The organism is Buttiauxella sp. AC038 (assembly GCF_979253565.1).
The window spans coordinates 2,561,497-2,580,232 of sequence record NZ_CEEDCQ010000001.1; the positions used below are offsets into that span (position 1 = coordinate 2,561,497).

Consider the following 18,736-nt stretch of genomic DNA (forward strand, 5'->3'; position numbering starts at 1 on the left):
GAAATGTTAGTGGCGAGTGCGATTTTTTTGCTCACTCTTGTTTTGGTCATCTGGCAACCCAAAGGTCTTGGGATTGGCTGGAGCGCCATGCTGGGCGCTGGTCTGGCATTACTAACAGGCGTCGTTCACCTTGGGGATATCCCGATAGTGTGGCAAATAGTCTGGAATGCGACTGCCACCTTTATCGCGGTGATAATCATCAGCCTACTGCTGGATGAGTCTGGTTTCTTTGAATGGGCCGCATTGCATGTTGCACGCTGGGGCAATGGCCGGGGCCGACTGCTTTTTACCTGGATTGTTTTGCTGGGTGCCATGGTAGCTGCACTGTTTGCCAATGATGGTGCCGCACTTATCCTGACTCCGATTGTTATTGCGATGCTGCTGGCGCTGGGTTTCAGCCGGGGGGCTACGTTAGCCTTTGTCATGGCTGCAGGGTTTATCGCTGATACGGCCAGTCTGCCGCTGATTGTCTCGAACCTGGTGAATATCGTTTCGGCGGATTTCTTTAACCTTGGATTCACGCAATACGCAGCCGTAATGGTGCCGGTTAACCTTGTCGCCATTGCAACAACACTGATTATGTTGCACCTGTTTTTCCGTAAGGACATCCCCGCCGTTTACGATGTATCCCTGTTAAAAGAGCCGAAAGAGGCAATCCGGGATGCCAGTACTTTTAAAGCCGGTTGGTTGGTCCTTCTCTTGCTACTAGTTGGGTTCTTTGGCCTGGAACCACTCGGTGTACCAGTCAGTCTGGTCGCCGCCGTTGGTGCACTGATTCTGCTTGGTGTGGCAAAGATTGGTCATACCATTAATACCGGCAAAGTACTGCGTGGTGCGCCCTGGCAAATTGTGATTTTCTCACTGGGAATGTACCTGGTGGTCTACGGTTTGCGCAATGCGGGACTGACTCACTACCTTTCCGCCCTACTCAATCAACTTGCAGAGCAAGGATTGTGGGTGTCGACATTAGGAACAGGGTTCCTGGCAGCCTTCCTGTCATCAGTTATGAACAATATGCCAACTGTTCTGATTGGGGCCCTGTCAATTGATGGCAGCGTAGCCTCGGGTGTTATCAAAGAAGCGATGATTTATGCCAATGTTATAGGTAGTGATCTGGGGCCGAAAATCACCCCTATTGGCAGTCTGGCGACATTGTTATGGCTGCATGTTTTGTCGCAGAAAAATATAACGATTACCTGGGGATATTACTTCCGAGTAGGCATTGTCATGACTATTCCGGTGTTGTTCGTCACGCTTGCGGCATTAGCCCTGCGGTTGTCAGTAGCACAATAACTGTTGTTTAAAGTACGGCCCTGGAAGAAATATTTTATGGGCCTCAACGAGAGATCATCATGATGAGCAATGTAACTATTTATCATAATCCCGCGTGTGGAACGTCCCGCAACACATTGGAATTAATTCGCAATAGTGGTACTGAACCCACAGTTATTCTTTATCTGGAAACGCCGCCAGCCCGTGATGAACTGAGAAAGTTAATCACCGATATGGGGATCTCTGTCCGTGCTTTATTACGTAAGAATGTCGAACCTTACGAACATTTAGGTTTGGCAAACAACACATTCAGTGACGACCAGTTGATTGCTTTCATGTTGCAGCACCCAATCCTGATTAACCGGCCAATTGTTGTCACACCATTGGGTACCCGGCTATGTCGGCCTTCAGAGATAGTTCTGGATATCTTGGCTGATGGGCAACGTGGCGCATTCAGCAAAGAGGATGGTGAGCAGGTTGTTGATGAGCAAGGTAAGAAGATCGATAAATAGAGAACAATAAATGAACTATTAGCCGCTGCAGGGTTTAAATCTTGCAGCGGCTATCTGCTGCGTTTGTGCGGCAATAGAATTCCAAGGTTCACCATGCTTCCGGTTCGCGAAGCATATGTACAATATTGCAGGGACTCATGACCCATCCTCCTTTAAACCCCTCGGGCAAAGGCTCGACAGCATCACATCTGACAACTCCACGCTTCTCCATATGTGTTTCAGCTGACTTAAAATCGGGTGTGAACATTTCAAGCCAGACCTCAGCCTGGCTCAAACCTGGTGCTTCATCAATCCACAAACGGTTCGGGCCAAATTCAAATCCGGTAGCAGGTGATTTATCCGTGATTTCCTTAAGTCCGATGGCATTACGATAAAAATCAAGCGTCTGCTGGTATTGGTGTGACGGCACTTTAATCGCGATATCAATACCACCCTTAATTTCTGCATTCATAAAACTTTCTCCTGACTAAACATTGCAAAAAGCAGAACAGTTCAAGACCGATTTTGAGGAAAAGACGAGCCATTACGCTCATCAGTCAGGATAGTCGAGAGGGAGAAAATTGATTGGGCTACAGCTCAATGGACATGTCCATACAGCGCAGGTTTGCCTGAGCAAGAACAGAAGAATAGAGGTTTTCTCGTAATAGAATAAAGCCATGTTTTTCATAGAAAGATTGCGCGTTAGGCGTCGAGGACAATGTTAATTGTTTAAAGCCACGTTTACGCCCTTCTTCTTTAATCACTTCCAGAATAATTCCGGCAAACCCTTTGCCGATATAATCGGGCGAGGTAAAAATAGCCTCAACACTCCCCTCGGAAAGATCGAGATAACCTGTTGCAACGGGTCGATTGTCTTGCCCGTCAACGACGAAAAATGGATTGGTCTCGATAACCACTCTGTAATTTTCAGGCATATCTTCAGGTGTCCATGCTGCAATTACTGCAGCGCTGTAGCTATTCTGGCATCCATGGCGTATAGCTTGATTTCTGATGTTCCAGCACTCTTCTGCCTCTGCAGGCGTTGCCAATCTAACTTTCATCGCTTCCCTCCCCATTTGCGCGAATTTACTTAAATCACGTTCTTCACCTGAACCTTTACTTTTTTCATACCCTATTTAAAATGTCCATATTCATTTCTTCTTTAGAGGTATTCGTCCAATGCGCCATTGATGCTGCCGTCTGTCTGACGGCCGATTTACTTGTCCCGGCTTATCGGGCCAGTTTGTGGCATCTATGGAGTAGTTACATGACGAATTCATTCATTACGCTTGAAAGCGTATCTTTTGTATTACCTGACGGCACTCCGCTGTTCTCACAACTCAATGAATCTTTCGACTCACGCCATACAGGGCTTGTTGGGCGAAACGGTGTGGGTAAAAGCGTTCTCACCCAAATTCTGGCAGGGATAATCCCTCCTTCATCGGGCAGATGTAACTGTTCCGGCGTTGCGTATTATCTGGCTCAGCAAACCCACTATCAGGCAGAAATGACCGTTGCAGAACTCGCAGGAGTTCACTCCATTATTGGCGCACTTGAGCGCATCGAAATGGGTAGTGTCTCAATGGCAGATTTTGAATTGGTCGGCCAGCAGTGGGATATACGCCAGCGTTTGGACATTGAGTTAGAGCGGTGCGAACTGGGGCATGTTGCGCCATCAACACCTGTCAGCCAGTTAAGTGGCGGCGAAGCCATGCGCGTATCACTCATAGGGGCCTTGCTTTCACAGGCCGATTTTTTGATTCTCGATGAGCCCAGCAACCACCTTGATAGAGCAAACCGTCTTGCATTGATTGCTCAGCTACAACGCTGGCCCGCCGGGCTACTGGTGGTAAGCCATGATCGAGAGTTGCTGGAATCGATGCAGCGGATTGTTGAGCTGTCATCCATCGGTTTGAACAATTATGGCGGCAATTATTCGTTTTACGCTCAGCAAAAAGCGCAAGAAACACAAAGCGCACTTCAGTTGCTGGAACAGCGAAAACGTGAACGTCAGCGCGAACAAAAGAACCTTCAGGATCAGAAGGAACGCTTTGAGAAGCGGCAATCACGTGGTCATCGCCAGGGGCGAGAAGCCAATCAGGCCAAAATTTTGCTGGGCGGGCAAAAGCAGCGTAGTGAAACATCGGCCGGGAAATTAAATCAGCTCCATCTCGCCGCTCAGGAATTACTTGATCAACGCGTGCATGAAGCGGCAACACGCGTTGAAGATAATGCTGAAATTGTTGTGCATTCGCTTGCTGTTAACCCTCCTTCGCGTCGGCTGGTTGTTGAACTCAATCAGATACAACTGCCCTTCGTGCCAGCCTTTTCTTCATCATTGAACCTGTCGATATACGCCCAGCAACGCATCGGTATCGTTGGGCGTAACGGCTGCGGAAAATCGACACTATTAAACGTGCTATCAGGCAAACTTCAGCCATCGAGCGGTGCTTTCCGTATCCCACATGGTCATACCCTACTTAATCAACATCTCGACAATCTTGATCCGCAACGTTCAGTTCTGGACCAGATACGTGAAGCCAACCGCAATGCCAGTGAGGCTGATTTGCGCATGCGGCTTGCGCAGTTGGGCCTGGATGCTCACAAAATTCAGATTCCCAACGGATGCCTGAGTGGTGGTGAACGACTGAAAGCAGCGCTGGCGTGCGTGTTGTACGCTGACCCCGTGCCACAACTATTGCTGCTCGATGAACCCAGCAACCATCTGGATTTGCCTTCTATTCAGGCACTGGAGACAATGCTGCGGTCTTATCAAGGGGCATTGGTGGTTGTTTCGCACGATGAGACGTTCCTGAAGAACCTGAACTTAACGGAACGCTTATCTATCACCGACGGTAGCTGGCAACTTGAGGCGTGTTAACGTTTTAAGGGTAGTAAACGGTTATCAGCATGAAATCTAGCGTGTGACGCTTGATTCGATCATCATGTTTTTAATAGGCTCTTTGTCGTTACCACAATGACTATCGCGCAATTTTGCAAAGCAGAAGGTGAATGATCGTTGAATATGAATAAATATGGTCAGCCTGTGGGTTTCCCGCTTCCCGACTGGCAACCTGCACCCTTTCCAGCCCGAGCTCAGCTCAGTGGCCATCACTGTAATCTTTTAACTCTTGAAACCTGGCATTGCGGTGATCTTCTCGAAGCCTTCTCACAGGCGCCTGATGATAGAGACTGGACCTGGCTTGGCGCTGAGCAGCCTACCTGCTTACAGCAAATGCAGCTTTGGGTTGAGAATAAAATTAACGATCCCGGGCTGGTTGCATGGGCCGTGGTGGACATAAACAGTGGTCTTCCGGTTGGTGTCGTCTGCTTTAGCAATATTGATGTTGTTAACGGTGCGATAGAAATAGGACATGTCACTTGGTCACCCAAGATGCAACGAACCGCCATGGGCACAGAAGCCATATTTTTGTTGCTGAAAAATGCATTTTCTCTGGGCTATCGCCGCGTGGCATGGCGTTGTGACTCGCTTAATCTGGCTTCCAGAAATGCTGCAGACAGAGTGGGTTTCAAGTTTGAAGGACGCTTCCGTCAGGCCATGACACGCAAACAACGCAACCGTGACACGGACTGGTTATCCATTATCGATATTGAATGGCCAACAGTGGAAAGCTCACTTTCAGGCTGGCTTTCGCCGGGCAATTTCACAGCCAGCGGAGAGCAAAAGCGCAAACTTGCAAGTTTCCGAAGTCACTCATAACGTTTTCAATACTGATGCAATATGGTCGCTGGTGCGGCCATATTTGCTCCATCGTATTACGCTATTGCCCGCTATCAGTGATTTCAGCCCTAAGCCATTGCTCGAAAGCCTGTAGTGCAGCGTCATTTATTCCAGTCTCTACTGGTTTCACCAGGCAAAAGCTTTTACTCAGCACTACAGATTTGGGCCAGGGCGCTGCAAGTGCCCCGCTGCTGAGATCTTTTTCAACATACATCCACGGTACTAATGCCACGCCATCCCCTGCCAGCGCCGCTGCGATTGCCATTTCGTGAAGGTCATATCTGACCCCTTGAGCCGGGTTATCGAGGACAATTCCACTTTCACAAGCGTAGCTATACCAGGCCTCTGGATTTTGTCTGCGATGAATTCGCGGTAATTCGTTCAACTGGCTGGAAAGATCTGTATTTGTCAGCAGCTCTGGATGACATACCGGAACCAGATTCTCCTTAAACAGAAAATCCATGCGCATACCCGCCCACGCGGGGTGATCAAAATGCACTGCCGCATCAAAGCCACTACCGGTAAGAATAAATGGATCGATTCTGGCCGCTATATTCAGTGTGATGTCTGGATGCTGTTTTCTGAAACCGCTTAAGCGAGGAATGAGCCAGCGGCTGGCAAAGGTCGGCAGCGCAGCTAACTCCAGACTTCTGTTTCCTTCCGGCATTCCGGTTATGTATTGAGTATCTCGGTCCAGGCGCTCAAGCGTTTCACCCACGTGACGCGCATAGCGCGCCCCGACAGGATTGAGCTTCACGCGACTTCCCGTTCGGTCAAATAGCTTACATTTCAGTAGCGATTCGAGGCGTGCAATTTGACGGCTGATGGCACCTTCCGTCAGCGAGAGTTCTTCTGCCGCACGGGCAAAATTACCGTGTCTTGCTGCGGCTTCAAAAGCCAGCAACGAAGCGCTACTGGGGATGTTTCGACGCATAACCGCTGCCTTTTTAAGTGAGGGTGGGTTTTATCCTCAGTGACAAAATGTCACTGAATGATGAAATAATATCGATTCAGAAGCGATAATACAGCGTGTAGCATGACGAAATGTCAGTTGAAGGATTTTTCCTTCTGCACAATTTGTCTTGCTCTCAAGAGGAACTGTTCATGAGCTATCCGTCCTTTGCATCTCATCAAATCGGTGATTACCGGGTTACCGTCCTGAGCGACGGAAATATGTCTGCAAGCCTTGAATTATTGTGCGGTATTGATATTGCTGAGGCTGGTGAAATACAGCGTAATGCCGGGATTACTGAACCAGGCAATATTCACATCAACTGTTATCTTATCCGTGGCGCTGGGCGAACCATTTTGGTTGATGCTGGTACAGGTGGTCTGAATAATGCTGGAGGGAAGCTCAAGGAAAACCTTTATGCGGCCGGCAGTAGCCCAGAAGAAATCGATACCCTTCTTTTAACTCACGGTCATCCTGATCACATAGGCGGCCTGCTCGATATTGAGGGGCGCCCGGTTTTTAAGAATGCGACACTCCATCTTAATGCTCTGGAAGCAAAATACTGGCGTAATGATACCTGGCAAAAACAAGCAAGTGAGCGTGGTCAACGCAATTTTGCACTGGTGCGCCGAACGCTGGATGCCTATGAAAAGAGTGTCAGATTTTTGGATGGGAATGAGATTACTAAGGGTATTCACCCGGTCTGGCTGCCGGGGCACACGCCAGGTCACACCGGGTTTCGCATTGAGTCGGATAATAAAAGCCTGGTGATATGGGGAGATATTGTCCATTTCCCACATATTCAATCTGCACAACCGGCTGTTTCTATTGCGTTTGACTGCGACCCTGTTCAAGCCGAAGTGACCAGGAAAAAAATTCTGGAACAAGCAGCCCGAGAAAAATGGCTCATTGCAGGAATGCACTTTGCCAGACCGGGATTTGCTCACGTTATTCCTGAAAATAATGGGTATCGTATCGCATACGTTGAAGCTTAACAGGCTGCTGTAGAGCAAAGGATTGCTCGGAATCAATGCTTTAAAATTTCGTTTTATTCAATTCACAGTGAGCTGGAATAACCGTAAAAAAGCGACTTTGCCCTTTTCTGTAATTACCACTTCTCTGTAACCAGTGATTTTAGTTATCCACCCCTTTTGTTCAAAGAACAGCATCAGTGCAGCACCGGCACCGCCTCCAAGGTGAAATCTTCTCTCGCTCCAGTCAAGGCAAGCACAGGAGCTTTTGCGCCTGCTATTTGGATCGATGAGCACGCCCATATTATGAAACTGAAGCGTTCCCGTCGGCGAAAGCAGATTACCATCAGGAGAAAACCAGCCTTCTTTGAACATGAAGTTATAGATTCCAACAGCAACTTCTCCGGCCATATGGTCGTAGCATGTCCGGGCAACACGTAAATGTGACGGTGTTTTGGTCTCAAGCGTCTTTCCACTGTGCACTGATACCACCATCAAAGTTTCAAGAAGAGCTGCAATATCGCTTCCAGCCAGGCGGTAATAACGATGCCGCCCTTGAGACAGGCATGTAACTAAGCGACTATTAAGCAGTTTTGCGAGATGCGCGCTTGTTGTTGATGCGGCGATATTAGCAACCGTACTTAATTCTGTTGCCGTCCATGCCCGACCATCCATTAGCGCACAAAGAATACTGACCCGCGATGGGTCAGCAATGGCTGATGCAACAACTGACATGGATGTTTCGAGATAGTCAGTTTCATCAACAGCAGTTTTTGTAACTTTAAAATTCATTCCGCAGGCACTTCCCATTGTTTGGTTACTTTAGCGGCAAGGTCGTTATTGTCGGTCAGAAGAATCAAACGATTATTATGATCGCTATATTGTACATTGATATTAACTCCATTCAGAGCAATGACCTTGGCAATTTCACCGAGCTCTCCAGGCTTTTCTTGTTTTAATTTTCTGATTAATGGCAATGTGATATTTTTAACATTCAGACCAGCCTCGCTAAGCACTTGTGTCGCAAGCTCACCATCTTCAACCAGAAAATGAGCATGGCTTTCATCACCGATGGTAAAAACACCTCCGCCTTCAAGTCCTATCCCACTTTGGCCGAGTAAAGATCCCAGCGATGACAGTGCACCCGGAGTATTGGTAAGAATAACGTGAATATCATACATGGCCAGAATCTCTATTTTCAGATGAATAATCGCGCAGGACATGTGCAACTCTGATTCTGTAAAAAGAAAATATAGATTCCCGCCCTTCAAATTGAGCAGCCTGGTGTTTTAGGTTTTGTTTCCACGCTACGACAGATTCTTCACTTTCCCACCATGACAGCGACAGGATTTTTCCTACGGTATTCAGACTTTGAAAACGCTCAATTGAAATAAAGCCTGCAATTTGCTCCAACTCTGGCTTTAATTCTGCAGCCAGTTGTAGATACCGCTCTTGTTGTGTAGGTATGGCATTCGCTTCAAAAAGTACCGCAATCATAATACTGCTCCTGAATGTACGCTTGTGAAGCCTACTATAGGGATTCAATAAGATGATGCTTCGTTGGTAAGCGAAGTATGAATGTTCAGGAGAAGTTACAGCGGTTTTCATCGCCATTACATGCGCTGATTTGTAAGCTCAGCGCAGGTTCTTTGGCGCAATTCGCCAGAGAGAATCTTCATAAAAGATGAGGATTGCTGGCGTTAGCCGCTACGATCTGTGGGCAACAGTATTAGCGAGGTACAACAAACAGTGATTTGCATTTTGGGCAGAGCAATGTTTGCCCCTGGCGAATTTTGTTGGCGGGAAAAGAGGCTTTATTTCCACAGATTGGACATGTCACAGTGCCATTTGTGGCGTTACTAAAGCGCTTCATTGCATAATCGAATATAGACATGAGGATTAGCCTTTCAATGAATGAGGTTCATCGTATCACGCCCTGATCAAATAGCGCACAAATTATCCAGTAGACAATTGAATCTTAAATTAATAAAAATATCTGCAGCCATATAATTAAAAATTTACCATTAAAAACTGCACCTTAATGCGTTGAATATTCAACAGTTGGGGTGCAGTCCAGGTCGTTAAATTATGATAATTTAAAATGTCTGCCAGTGACCTTCTGATGCATGTTTTCCCTGCTTCGTTGGGACTAAGAGCGCAGCCACAGGCATCGTGTTTTTATCTTCACCATTCAAGCGTAAATTATTGGTTCTTTTTTGAAGTTCTACCACCTGGTTTTTTAGAACATCTGAGGATTCTGCGAGTTCCACAACGACTGCAGCATTACTCAGAGTGACTTTTTCCAGCTCGGACAAAGCAATGGTTATTTGTTGAATACCTTTTTCCTGCTCATTCGTCGATATGAAAATATGTTCCATCAGCATGTTAAGATCATCTGAGCCTGAAACGATGTCGTGCATGTTTTTTTCTGCTTCAGATACAAGTTTTGCACCCTGCATTACATTGGTATTTGTTTTTTCAATCAGCGCTTTTATGTTTTTGGCAGACTCAGAGCTTTTTTGAGCTAACACCCGGACTTCACCCGCCACCACTGCAAATCCTTTGCCGTGCTCACCCGCTCGCGCGGCTTCAACCGCTGCATTAAGCGCCAGGATATTCGTCTGAAACGCTATCCCATCGATAATGCTAATAATTTCGGTCATTTTCTTCGAACAATCAGTAATGGATACCATATTCTCAGTGAGTTTATGCATCAACTCACTCCCATGACCTGCAGATTTATGGGCTTCATTGGTTATATCGTTTAACTGGCGGGTGTTTTCTGCATTGCTCTTTGTCCCCGCTGAAATCTCTTCCATGCTTGATGCTGTTTGCATCAGCATGGCCGATTGCTGTTCAGTTTTGACTGAGAGTTCGGCACTTTGGTTAGCCAGCGTGCCGGATAAAATGCTGGCCGAATTGGATGATTTTCTTATATCCATGACCAGACTGGATATTTCTTTTGCGAGGCTATTTATCCCTGGAATTAATTTCCCCGCACAATTATTGCCAAACTCGCGGATAGAAATTGATAAATTCCCTGAGTTGATTTCATCAATATTTCTTTTAACCTCGTTAATCGGCCTCACAAGATATTTAGTCATGTAAAGCCATAAGGTTGAGATCAATACAACGCCGACGATGTTCAACATGAGGATGACACTCACATTTGCTACCAGAAGGAAGGCCATAAGATCAATAAAGACAAAAGAGGCAGATATAAAAACAAGGATAACGGTTCTTACGCTGTAGTTGTTAAGCATACCTAACCCTATAACATGTTTTGCTGGTTCTTTATTTATTGTCGGTATTGATGAAAAAGCCAGTGCATAATTGAAATTGAAGCTATGTACTGCCATAAGCAAATGAAATAGTTTTTTACACTTCTTTACCCTTCTGCTTTTGAAGCTGAAAAATTACCCTATAAAAAAACGGCACCATCGTGCCGTTAGCTTCTCTAGATTATTTACTGTTCAGAGCGTCATCTGGCCAGTATTTGTAACCATTAACCATGGCTTGTGCGGCAAGGCCTTTTTCAGTGAGCTCATACACACCCACTGGTTTAGGCACTGCTACATTGTCCGGAGCAACGGCACTTGCCGAAGCCCCCAACGCAGGCAACCCTTTATCGTCATATTTGGCCGCGGCATTTGCATCAGCGCCAACAATATAGCCATTCTTAATAAAATCGCTCAGCGCTTTGCTGTCCTTGAACACCAGAACGGTTCGCTGTTGCTTCACGCCCATCCCCAATCCTGCCCCGGCCTGTGCCATTTTCATATAGGTGTCTTTCCCTGACCGGAGGTCTTTCACAACACCATATCCACTGCCAAACCCAAATAACAAAATCTTGCTACTGTTATTGGAGAACACCGCATACCCTTTTGACTTCAGGATCTCACTGCGGGCTTCAGGGTGGACCTTATACAGTTTCATCAGCGTATCAATTCGCATCTGCTGAATGGCACTTCGTTGCTGGCTAGCCGTATCGCCCTTTGCGCTACAACCTGCAATGACCAAAGCGGCAATTAGAATGAGCTTTTTGTACTTCATGTATATCCTGATTCAAAAAATAGGCGGCAAAACGAACAAATTCTGTTGCCAAATACCAAAAATAAGAATGCGGATTTTATGTTTCAGCAGTGTTGCATGTTATTTAATTTGTGCTGATTTTTATTTTCTTTGTTTATTTTTATACAAGATTTAACTGGAAATGATTTTGATATTGAAGGTCAGTGCGGTGTGCGCAAAAATCAGCCAATCAGCTAATTAAGTGGATATTACGATGAATGTTATATAAGGTTATTTTTCACTTGATTATTGACGGAGTCTTTACTCATGAAACGTAAAAGTAAAAATATAGCTGAAGCATATTTCTTTTCGTTCTTAAGCTACCTGGTGACAAAGTGGATTTTTTCTGATCTTTACTATTACATGCCAAAATATCTATATCCCAGGCTATCTATAGTGTCGATTTTCTTCACACTAAGTTTTGGTTTTCTAACCTACAAGTTATATAAACTTATCATTTGGGCATTTACAGATTAACCCCCCAGCGTACTGCCTGAATAATAACGCAGTGCGATTTTGCAATTAACAAAAACCATTAGTAAAAGTTAAGTATGATGGTATATATCTGCTGAACCAAACATTTAGTGAGAGAACTCAAAATAATGACGTGCGCTTTACCTTTGCTTGCCGCCGGCAGTTTACGACTGGCTTTAACCCCGCTGCTTAACCATTTTACCCAACTCACAGGGATTGAGGTTGCAGCACAATTTGGCCCGGCAGGGTTGTTGAGAGAGCGCATTGAAGTTGGAGAGCCCTGCGCCCTTTTCGCTTCTGCCAATCGGGAGCATCCCCAACACTTACTTGCGACAGGTAAAGCGACCAAAACCCAGACCTTCACCTGGAATCAACTGGTATTAACTACGCAAAAAAGTGGCGACTGGCTAGATTTGCTCACTGACCCAGCACTACGGATTGGTACTTCCACGCCTGGGTGTGACCCGTCTGGTGATTACACATGGGCACTGTTTGATAAACTCGAACAGCTTCAGCCAGGTCTTGGGCAGCAACTGCGCCTGCGGGCAATTCCGCTGGTTGGTGGCCGTGATACGCTCAGCGTCCCGCCAGGTGAACTGGCTAGCGCCTGGATTTTACGCCACGGCTTCGCCGATGTGTTTATTGGCTATGCGCATTATGGCAAAGCGTTGAGCGGGCAGCTGGATATCCGTTGCGTACCAATTGCGCCAGAACACAATATTCGCTGCGAATATCAGTTGGCTGTGCTCGATAATTCCGCAGAGGTAATGGCACTGGTTGAATTTATTCTTAGCCATGAAGGACAAGCGTTTCTGACTAGCGCTGGTTTTTTACCACTCACTTCTCAATCGTAAAGAGTGGCGCAACAAACGGGGTGGCATAGTTGCCCATCCTGATTTTCCGCAACGTTAAACCATAAGCTTGAGACAGATTCTCTTCAGAAGCGATGGTATCGGTCGCGCCGGCCAACCATTTCCCTCCAGGCAAAAGCAGCAGCGTATGGGTTGCAACCTGCAATGCATGAACTGGATCATGGGTGGTAAAAATGATGCCGCGATGCTGGCGGTGAGCCAGATCGCTAATCAGTTGTAACACCACCTGTTGGTTGGCTAAATCCAACGCTGAACAAGGTTCATCCAACAATAAGATTTGGCTGGCAGTCACAAGCGCGCGGGCAATCATCACTAATTGCTGCTGCCCGCCAGAGAGAGAAGTAAAAGGTGTTGAAACCAACTGTGCAATATTTAACTGCTCCAGCGCCTCGATAACTTTCTGCTTATCCGCACTGCCCGGTTGTGAAAATAGCTTCACATGCTGCGCCCTTCCCATCAGCACCACATCGCTTACCGAGTACGGAAAGGGCAAGTGCGAATGTTGCGCAACAATACCAATGCCACCCTCATTTTCTATATTCCCAGCGAGGGGTTTTAATGTACCTGTCAGCGTGTCAAGCAAAGTGCTTTTCCCCAAACCGTTGCGTCCGAGAACTGCCCAAACCTCCCCTTGCTGGCAGTGAAAGCTGAGCGGTTCAAACAACGGCACTTTGTGTCCGTATAACAGTTGCCGAACACGTAATTCACCCGTTTTCATCGACGGCCTCTACGGCTTGAGTGTATTAGCAAAAAGGTAAACAGCGGTGCACCCAATAAAGCGGTGATGATTCCCAATGGAATTTCGGATTGCATTAACGTGCGGGCAATATCATCAACGGCAATCATAAAGCCGCCCCCCATCCAGAATGCTGTCGGGAGTAAACGGCGATGGTCAACCCCCACCAGAAGACGCGCCAGATGAGGAATGACTAATCCCACCCATGCGATACTGCCACTGACAGCGACCTGTGCTGCGACCAAAAATGCACAGCAAACCAATACGCTGCGTCGAAGTGGTACCACGGAAATACCCAACGCCTGCGCGTCTTTATCGTTAAGTGACAATAGGTTAATGCGCCAACGTAACTGGAACAAAATCGCGGTAGAAATCATGACCGGAACAGTCAGCATCAAAACTTTATGCCAGTTGGCGGTTGCGAAACTCCCCAACAACCAAAAAACGATGTTAGGTAAAACTTCTTCTGTATCGGCCTGATATTGAATAAGGCTTACCAGGGCTGCAAAAAAACCACTCAGAATGATACCGGAGAGAATCAGCACCAATGCGTTTTCTCGCCCCTGCAAGGCGGCGATCGCATAGACCAGAATCAATGCGCTCAGTCCGAAGAAAAATGTCGACCCCATCATCATTAATGGTTCAAGACCAAGCAGAATCGCCAGCGTGCCACCAAAAGCTGCGCCTGACGTCACGCCGATGATATGTGGATCAACCAGCGGGTTATGGAAAACCCCTTGCAGTGTTGCTCCACATAATCCCAGCGCGCCACCGGCAAGCAAAGCCATCAGAATACGCGGTAGTCTTACCGTCCAGATGACCTGGTTGGCAATGTTTTGCGTATCGGAGAAATGAGTTAGCTGATGGAGAACTTCACTTAGCGTAAGTGAATATTGACCTAAGCAAAGTGAAGCAACTCCCAGCAACAGCACTGAGATAATCAGTACCAGTTGCTGGGGAATAAATGACTCACTACTTAGCATCGGGCTGCCAGTTCACACGATAAAAGTTCTGGTAGTAATCTTGCGCCTGGGCATCGACATCGACGTTTTTATAGGCATCCGGATAGAGTTTTTTCGCCATCCACAACTCGCCAATCGCCAGGGCTTCCGGCATTGGGTAACCCCAGGCTTTCGCATATTCCGGCATTAACCAGACACGATGGTTTTTCACGGCATCAATACCCTGCCAGTTCGGGTCATTCAGAATTTCAGTCACCACCTGCGGATAGCGATCCTGCACGAAGATAACTTGTGGATTCCACTGTAATACCTGTTCCAGAGAAACCTGGCGCGCGCCTTTTACGCTGGCTGCGGCGACGTTCAACGCACCTGCATGCTTCATCATAAGCCCAGTGTATTTACCTGAGCCATAAGTCATCAAATCAGGGTTCGCCATGTAGACACGCACTTTCTGCGTATCAGGGATATTTGCAACCGGAGCGTTAAATTTCTCACGCGCCGTAAAGGTATACTTGATGAGTGCTTCACCCTCAGGTTTGCGCCCCACCACATCTGCAATGAGACGGATACCTTGTTTTAGCCCTTCGTTGTAGGCCAGCTCTTCATCCGCCATCGTCGGATTCATTTTATCCTGTTGCCCGTCAGCATCCTTTCTCAAAGAGACTGCCACGACAGGGATTCCAGCACTCTGAATCTGCTGAATCATCTCAGGGGGTGCATAGTTGGCGACGAATACCACTTGCGGGTGAATGGCCAACAAGCTTTCGATATTTACCGAGGTGAGATCACCCGGAGTCGGCAGCGAGGTAATCTTAGGCATAAAGCGTGAAAACTCAGGGCCAAGCTGTTTTTTCCAGCTGGTCATCACACCTGCTATTTCATTTTGTGCATTAAGCTGAACCAATAGATTCAAGGTCTGATGCTGTAACACCACCACTTTTTCAACATGATCAGGAATAGTGACCTGGCGACCAAGTTGGTCAGTGATGATTCTGTCTGCCTGAGCGTTCAATGCGAAAAACATACTGGCAAGAACCAGTACGATATTACGAAGGATTAACATAGTTGCCATCTGGGAAAGGAGTAAATTCGATATATATTAAATTATATAGCGATGGCATTAGCAACTGATTATCGATCCTTACTGCTTGCCTGGCAAAACATGGCTGCTATCCTAAGCGCCATTTTCAGCTAATGATATTGCCAATGAACGCGCCTGAAAGCCTACTATCTGTTCGTGACCTAACCCACTGCTTTGCCGGTAAAACACCACAGGTGAATGCGGTGTCATTTGATATTTATCCCGGTGAATTTGTTTCAATAATAGGGCCAAATGGTAGCGGGAAATCGACTGTGTTACGGCTTATCATCAGCGAGCTGCTACCCGCTCACGGCGAGATTGTGATTCAGGGTAAAGCGTTAAGCACCATGAAACCCATTGAACGCGCGCGCTCTGTCGCTCTACTGACCCAGCATGACAATGCAGATTTACGTCTAACAGTGCGTGAATATGTGGCATTGGGGCGCATTCCCTGGCAGGCCGAATATCCAAATGTTGAACATGAAAACGCCATTACCGAGGCGATTAACGATGTTGGCATCACGCATCTACAACAGGTTTCGTTGGGGAAATTATCCGGTGGTGAGCGTCAGCGAGCAGGTTTAGCCCGTGTTCTGGCCCAACAACCCGCTTTGCTGTTGTTGGATGAACCGACCAATCATCTCGATCCACTCGCCCGTCATCAGTTGCTTAGCCTCGTCAGACACAAAAACATCACCACCATTGCGGTGTTGCATGATCTTGAATTGATTCAACCTTTTTCAGACCAGGTTCTGATGATGAACCATGGGCAACTGATTTGCCGAGGTACGCCGGCGCAGGTTCTGGACTCAACCTGGCTTGCAAAAATATTCGGTATGCAGAGCCTGCATGTTACACATCCCAACAGTGGCAAAACACTACGCATCTTCGAAGCCCTGCCATCACAATTTGATTGAAATACAAATAACTAAGCATTGTTTGATCTGACCAGACCTATTCACCCCATCAATTCCTGTATGGTGCGGCGGTTTATCAGGAAGCGAGAGTTTCGCTTTCGGTTCTGCCGTTTTAGCGCACGTCGCTATCCGGGATAGTGTGCTCAGGTGAGGTTCCATTCTGGACACCCTGTCCCCGCTATTCATGTCCGCAAGGTCAATCATTTGCGGCAATAGTGAATCAGGAGTATGTGTGAAAAAATCAATTCTGGCGGCGTTACTGACCGTGATTTCTGGCGGCGCGGTTGCCTCTGGCTTCCCGGTCACCGTCGATAACTGTGGTAAACCAATGACGTTTACCGAGGCGCCTAAGCGCATGGTCGTTCATGACATCAATATGTCTGAAATGGCCTTCGCTCTACATCTGCAACCTAAAATCGTAGGCGTCAGTGGCATTTCTGGCTGGTATAAAAATATCCCGGCATTTACTCGTTTGCAGGGTTCTATCCCGGAAATTGCGCCGAAATACCCGTCGATGGAAACGTTACTGGCGGCAAAGCCCGACCTGTTCTTCGCCGGCTGGAACTACGGTTTACGTGGCGATGTCACGCCTCAGGCGCTGGCAAAATTTAACATCAAGACGCTGATCCTGAGTGAAAGTTGTATTCACGTTAATAGCCATCGCCCACGCGCCAGTATGGATCTGCTGTATGGCGACATGCTGCGCCTGGGGAAAGTCTTTGGCAAAGAAGAAGATGCCGTGAAGTTGGTCGATAGCTGGAAAAGGCAGGTTGCGAACTTAACCAAAAAGACTGCTGCGCATAAACCAGTGCGTGTTTTCCTCTACGATTCTGGCGAAGATAAGCCGTTCACCAGCGGTGCCTATGCCATGCCAACGGCAATTATCGAAGCTGCTGGCGGTAAAAACGTCATGGATACGATGGATAAAAGCTGGGCCGCTACCAACTGGGAAAGTGTTGCTGCCGCGGAGCCTGAGTTTATTATTCTGATGGACTATCAGTCTGACTATAACGGTGGCGCTGATGGATTACGGCGTTTCCTGGAACAGCATCCGTTGATGAAGAATACGCCAGCGGTGCTTCATCATCGCTATCTGAAACTGAAGTATCAGGAACTGACACCTGGCCCTGCCAATATCACCGCGATTACTAAACTTGCCCGCGCATTTTATCCGGCAGCATTTAACTAATGTTCGCTAACAAGCGGTTTTTGCTGGTGTGGCTAGTCGCCCCGCTGTTGCTTGCTGGGCTCGCTCTGGCAAGTGTTGCGAATGGCAGCGTAGCACTCTCTTTTTCACAAGTGTTGACCTCCCTCGGCCTGGTGCATGGTGAGGTTGCCCCGATGATAAAAAGCATCGTGCTCGAATTACGGTTGCCGCGCACGATACTGGGCATAATTGCCGGTGCCGGGTTGGCCCTGGTCGGTTCCTTGCTGCAAACCACCACGCGCAACGATTTAGCCGACCCCTTTTTATTCGGCCTATCTTCGGGTGCTTCTGCAGGCGTGGTGCTGGTGATAACCCGTCTTGGCGATAGTCTGGGTTCGTGGACATTGCCCATAGCCGCATTTGTCGGTGGGATGCTGTCTGCCGCTGCCGTGATGATTATCTTTATGTCTCAATCACATAAAGGAACTGAAAAGCTGATTATATGCGGGCTGGCGGTGTCATTTTTATTTGGGGCGTTGACCAACTTCCTGATTTTTTCCGGCGATCAGCGGGCCGCCAGCAATGCACTTTTTTGGGCGCTTGGCGGTTTAGGTTTTGCACGCTGGGAAAATCTCGGATTTGCCGCGACCGCACTGATCATTCTCATTGTGCTTATATCCCGACGCTGGCGAGCCCTCGATGCCCTGTTGGCAGGCGAGCAAACCGCCTGGTCACTGGGTATTAACGTCAATCGCTTACGAACCGAGGTTTTCCTCTGCTGTTCTATGGCCACCGCAATCCTGGTTTCACTAACCGGGGTGATTGGTTTTGTTGGGTTGATGGTGCCCCATCTGGCGCGACCATTTGCTGGTGTGCGTCACCGGAAATTATTGCCACTAGTGGGAATAATGGGGGCAATACTTCTCTCTGCGGGCGACATTCTTAGTAGAACACTCACCGCCCCTCAGGAGCTGCCAATTGGGATTATCACAGCCGGTGTGGGCGGCGTGTTTGTTCTGGTGATACTGCTACGCCGCGTCAGCTAAAT

The 18,736-nt window shown here is 47.5% G+C and carries 21 protein-coding genes; 9 read left to right on the forward strand and 12 right to left on the reverse strand.

The annotated features are described in order from the left end of the window. The first annotated feature begins 3 nt into the window (after positions 1-3). Positions 4-1,293, forward strand: coding sequence for an arsenic transporter (locus AC0IXI_RS12215; protein WP_471682482.1), 1,290 nt, complete (start codon positions 4-6; stop codon positions 1,291-1,293). Between the two features lie 62 nt (positions 1,294-1,355). Beyond that, on the forward strand, positions 1,356-1,784 hold the full coding sequence (gene arsC / locus AC0IXI_RS12220) for a glutaredoxin-dependent arsenate reductase (RefSeq protein ID WP_413498261.1): 429 nt from the start codon (positions 1,356-1,358) through the stop codon (positions 1,782-1,784). A gap of 88 nt (positions 1,785-1,872) precedes the next feature. Here the strand turns inward: arsC and AC0IXI_RS12225 are convergent, their stop codons facing one another. Both AC0IXI_RS12225 and AC0IXI_RS12230 read right to left on the reverse strand, forming a co-directional pair. After that, on the reverse strand, positions 1,873-2,235 hold the full coding sequence (locus tag AC0IXI_RS12225) for a VOC family protein (protein ID WP_134182637.1): 363 nt from the start codon (positions 2,233-2,235) through the stop codon (positions 1,873-1,875). A gap of 118 nt (positions 2,236-2,353) precedes the next feature. Continuing rightward, positions 2,354-2,824: a GNAT family N-acetyltransferase gene (locus AC0IXI_RS12230; RefSeq protein WP_471682483.1), complete on the reverse strand. Its 471-nt coding sequence runs from the start codon at positions 2,822-2,824 to the stop codon at positions 2,354-2,356. Between the two features lie 206 nt (positions 2,825-3,030). Between AC0IXI_RS12230 and AC0IXI_RS12235 the strand changes: the two genes are divergently transcribed. After that, entirely contained in the window at positions 3,031-4,644 is a 1,614-nt protein-coding gene (locus tag AC0IXI_RS12235; RefSeq protein WP_471682484.1) for an ABC-F family ATP-binding cassette domain-containing protein, read from the forward strand. 138 nt (positions 4,645-4,782) lie between these two features. Then, the gene (locus AC0IXI_RS12240; protein ID WP_471682485.1) at positions 4,783-5,484 is read left to right on the forward strand and encodes a GNAT family N-acetyltransferase; all 702 of its coding nucleotides are present in this window, start codon (positions 4,783-4,785) and stop codon (positions 5,482-5,484) included. A 61-nt stretch (positions 5,485-5,545) separates the two neighbouring features. Here the strand turns inward: AC0IXI_RS12240 and AC0IXI_RS12245 are convergent, their stop codons facing one another. Further along, positions 5,546-6,439 carry a LysR substrate-binding domain-containing protein gene (locus AC0IXI_RS12245; RefSeq protein ID WP_471682486.1) on the reverse strand — a complete coding sequence of 298 codons (894 nt, stop codon included), beginning with the start codon at positions 6,437-6,439 and terminating at the stop codon, positions 5,546-5,548. Between the two features lie 170 nt (positions 6,440-6,609). On the opposite strand from AC0IXI_RS12245, the gene AC0IXI_RS12250 reads away from it, so the two are divergent. Further along, on the forward strand, positions 6,610-7,452 hold the full coding sequence (locus AC0IXI_RS12250) for an MBL fold metallo-hydrolase (RefSeq protein ID WP_471683228.1): 843 nt from the start codon (positions 6,610-6,612) through the stop codon (positions 7,450-7,452). 57 nt (positions 7,453-7,509) lie between these two features. Here AC0IXI_RS12250 and AC0IXI_RS12255 read toward each other — a convergent pair whose 3' ends face one another. From AC0IXI_RS12255 to AC0IXI_RS12280, 6 genes are all read right to left on the reverse strand, one after another. Next, positions 7,510-8,220, reverse strand: a complete 711-nt coding sequence (locus tag AC0IXI_RS12255) for an ArsR/SmtB family transcription factor (RefSeq protein ID WP_471682487.1) — start codon at positions 8,218-8,220, stop codon at positions 7,510-7,512. Beyond that, entirely contained in the window at positions 8,217-8,609 is a 393-nt protein-coding gene (locus AC0IXI_RS12260) for an amino acid-binding protein (RefSeq protein WP_471682488.1), read from the reverse strand. The genes AC0IXI_RS12255 and AC0IXI_RS12260 overlap by 4 nt, the downstream gene beginning before the upstream one ends. Further along, positions 8,602-8,925: an antibiotic biosynthesis monooxygenase family protein gene (locus AC0IXI_RS12265; protein ID WP_134182649.1), complete on the reverse strand. Its 324-nt coding sequence runs from the start codon at positions 8,923-8,925 to the stop codon at positions 8,602-8,604. The genes AC0IXI_RS12260 and AC0IXI_RS12265 overlap by 8 nt, the downstream gene beginning before the upstream one ends. Before the next feature lie 232 nt (positions 8,926-9,157). Further along, positions 9,158-9,322, reverse strand: coding sequence for a YnfU family zinc-binding protein (locus tag AC0IXI_RS12270; RefSeq protein WP_226812007.1), 165 nt, complete (start codon positions 9,320-9,322; stop codon positions 9,158-9,160). A gap of 202 nt (positions 9,323-9,524) precedes the next feature. Further along, positions 9,525-10,691, reverse strand: a complete 1,167-nt coding sequence (locus AC0IXI_RS12275; RefSeq protein ID WP_471682489.1) for a methyl-accepting chemotaxis protein — start codon at positions 10,689-10,691, stop codon at positions 9,525-9,527. Positions 10,692-10,890: 199 nt separating this feature from the next. Further along, a complete protein-coding gene (locus AC0IXI_RS12280) occupies positions 10,891-11,481 on the reverse strand; it encodes a lipid-binding SYLF domain-containing protein (protein ID WP_471682490.1) in 591 nt (196 codons plus the stop codon). A gap of 620 nt (positions 11,482-12,101) precedes the next feature. Between AC0IXI_RS12280 and AC0IXI_RS12285 the strand changes: the two genes are divergently transcribed. Further along, positions 12,102-12,827 carry a substrate-binding domain-containing protein gene (locus AC0IXI_RS12285; RefSeq protein WP_471682491.1) on the forward strand — a complete coding sequence of 242 codons (726 nt, stop codon included), beginning with the start codon at positions 12,102-12,104 and terminating at the stop codon, positions 12,825-12,827. Here AC0IXI_RS12285 and AC0IXI_RS12290 read toward each other — a convergent pair. From AC0IXI_RS12290 to AC0IXI_RS12300, 3 genes are read right to left on the reverse strand one after another with little or no spacing between them, the layout of a single operon-like run. Next, positions 12,811-13,563 carry an ABC transporter ATP-binding protein gene (locus AC0IXI_RS12290; protein ID WP_422568491.1) on the reverse strand — a complete coding sequence of 251 codons (753 nt, stop codon included), beginning with the start codon at positions 13,561-13,563 and terminating at the stop codon, positions 12,811-12,813. The two genes, AC0IXI_RS12285 and AC0IXI_RS12290, sit on opposite strands and share 17 nt — an antisense overlap. Next, positions 13,560-14,564 carry a FecCD family ABC transporter permease gene (locus AC0IXI_RS12295; protein WP_471682492.1) on the reverse strand — a complete coding sequence of 335 codons (1,005 nt, stop codon included), beginning with the start codon at positions 14,562-14,564 and terminating at the stop codon, positions 13,560-13,562. Before AC0IXI_RS12295 ends, AC0IXI_RS12290 begins: the two co-directional genes overlap by 4 nt. Further along, positions 14,554-15,606: an ABC transporter substrate-binding protein gene (locus AC0IXI_RS12300; protein WP_422568489.1), complete on the reverse strand. Its 1,053-nt coding sequence runs from the start codon at positions 15,604-15,606 to the stop codon at positions 14,554-14,556. The genes AC0IXI_RS12295 and AC0IXI_RS12300 overlap by 11 nt, the downstream gene beginning before the upstream one ends. A gap of 143 nt (positions 15,607-15,749) precedes the next feature. On the opposite strand from AC0IXI_RS12300, the gene AC0IXI_RS12305 reads away from it, so the two are divergent. The 3 genes from AC0IXI_RS12305 to AC0IXI_RS12315 all read left to right on the forward strand — a co-directional run bounded on the left by AC0IXI_RS12305 (position 15,750) and on the right by AC0IXI_RS12315 (position 18,734). Further along, the gene (locus AC0IXI_RS12305; protein WP_471682493.1) at positions 15,750-16,541 is read left to right on the forward strand and encodes an ABC transporter ATP-binding protein; all 792 of its coding nucleotides are present in this window, start codon (positions 15,750-15,752) and stop codon (positions 16,539-16,541) included. 232 nt (positions 16,542-16,773) lie between these two features. Next, a complete protein-coding gene (locus tag AC0IXI_RS12310) occupies positions 16,774-17,730 on the forward strand; it encodes an ABC transporter substrate-binding protein (RefSeq protein ID WP_471682494.1) in 957 nt (318 codons plus the stop codon). Then, on the forward strand, positions 17,730-18,734 hold the full coding sequence (locus AC0IXI_RS12315) for a FecCD family ABC transporter permease (RefSeq protein ID WP_064518840.1): 1,005 nt from the start codon (positions 17,730-17,732) through the stop codon (positions 18,732-18,734). The genes AC0IXI_RS12310 and AC0IXI_RS12315 overlap by 1 nt, the downstream gene beginning before the upstream one ends. Positions 18,735-18,736 lie beyond the last annotated feature (2 nt).

Coding starts and splice junctions, on each gene's coding strand:
- arsC (WP_413498261.1), top strand. CDS start 1,356: ATGAGCAATGTAACTATTTATCATAATCCCGCGTGTGGAACGTCCCGC.
- AC0IXI_RS12255 (WP_471682487.1), bottom strand. CDS start 8,220: ATGAATTTTAAAGTTACAAAAACTGCTGTTGATGAAACTGACTATCTC.
- AC0IXI_RS12300 (WP_422568489.1), bottom strand. CDS start 15,606: ATGTTAATCCTTCGTAATATCGTACTGGTTCTTGCCAGTATGTTTTTC.
- AC0IXI_RS12315 (WP_064518840.1), top strand. CDS start 17,730: ATGTTCGCTAACAAGCGGTTTTTGCTGGTGTGGCTAGTCGCCCCGCTG.
- AC0IXI_RS12260 (WP_471682488.1), bottom strand. CDS start 8,609: ATGTATGATATTCACGTTATTCTTACCAATACTCCGGGTGCACTGTCA.
- AC0IXI_RS12270 (WP_226812007.1), bottom strand. CDS start 9,322: ATGTCTATATTCGATTATGCAATGAAGCGCTTTAGTAACGCCACAAAT.
- AC0IXI_RS12290 (WP_422568491.1), bottom strand. CDS start 13,563: ATGAAAACGGGTGAATTACGTGTTCGGCAACTGTTATACGGACACAAA.
- AC0IXI_RS12265 (WP_134182649.1), bottom strand. CDS start 8,925: ATGATTGCGGTACTTTTTGAAGCGAATGCCATACCTACACAACAAGAG.
- AC0IXI_RS12225 (WP_134182637.1), bottom strand. CDS start 2,235: ATGAATGCAGAAATTAAGGGTGGTATTGATATCGCGATTAAAGTGCCG.
- AC0IXI_RS12215 (WP_471682482.1), top strand. CDS start 4: ATGTTAGTGGCGAGTGCGATTTTTTTGCTCACTCTTGTTTTGGTCATC.
- AC0IXI_RS12235 (WP_471682484.1), top strand. CDS start 3,031: ATGACGAATTCATTCATTACGCTTGAAAGCGTATCTTTTGTATTACCT.
- AC0IXI_RS12280 (WP_471682490.1), bottom strand. CDS start 11,481: ATGAAGTACAAAAAGCTCATTCTAATTGCCGCTTTGGTCATTGCAGGT.
- AC0IXI_RS12230 (WP_471682483.1), bottom strand. CDS start 2,824: ATGAAAGTTAGATTGGCAACGCCTGCAGAGGCAGAAGAGTGCTGGAAC.
- AC0IXI_RS12285 (WP_471682491.1), top strand. CDS start 12,102: ATGACGTGCGCTTTACCTTTGCTTGCCGCCGGCAGTTTACGACTGGCT.
- AC0IXI_RS12275 (WP_471682489.1), bottom strand. CDS start 10,691: ATGCTTAACAACTACAGCGTAAGAACCGTTATCCTTGTTTTTATATCT.
- AC0IXI_RS12250 (WP_471683228.1), top strand. CDS start 6,610: ATGAGCTATCCGTCCTTTGCATCTCATCAAATCGGTGATTACCGGGTT.
- AC0IXI_RS12245 (WP_471682486.1), bottom strand. CDS start 6,439: ATGCGTCGAAACATCCCCAGTAGCGCTTCGTTGCTGGCTTTTGAAGCC.
- AC0IXI_RS12295 (WP_471682492.1), bottom strand. CDS start 14,564: ATGCTAAGTAGTGAGTCATTTATTCCCCAGCAACTGGTACTGATTATC.
- AC0IXI_RS12305 (WP_471682493.1), top strand. CDS start 15,750: ATGAACGCGCCTGAAAGCCTACTATCTGTTCGTGACCTAACCCACTGC.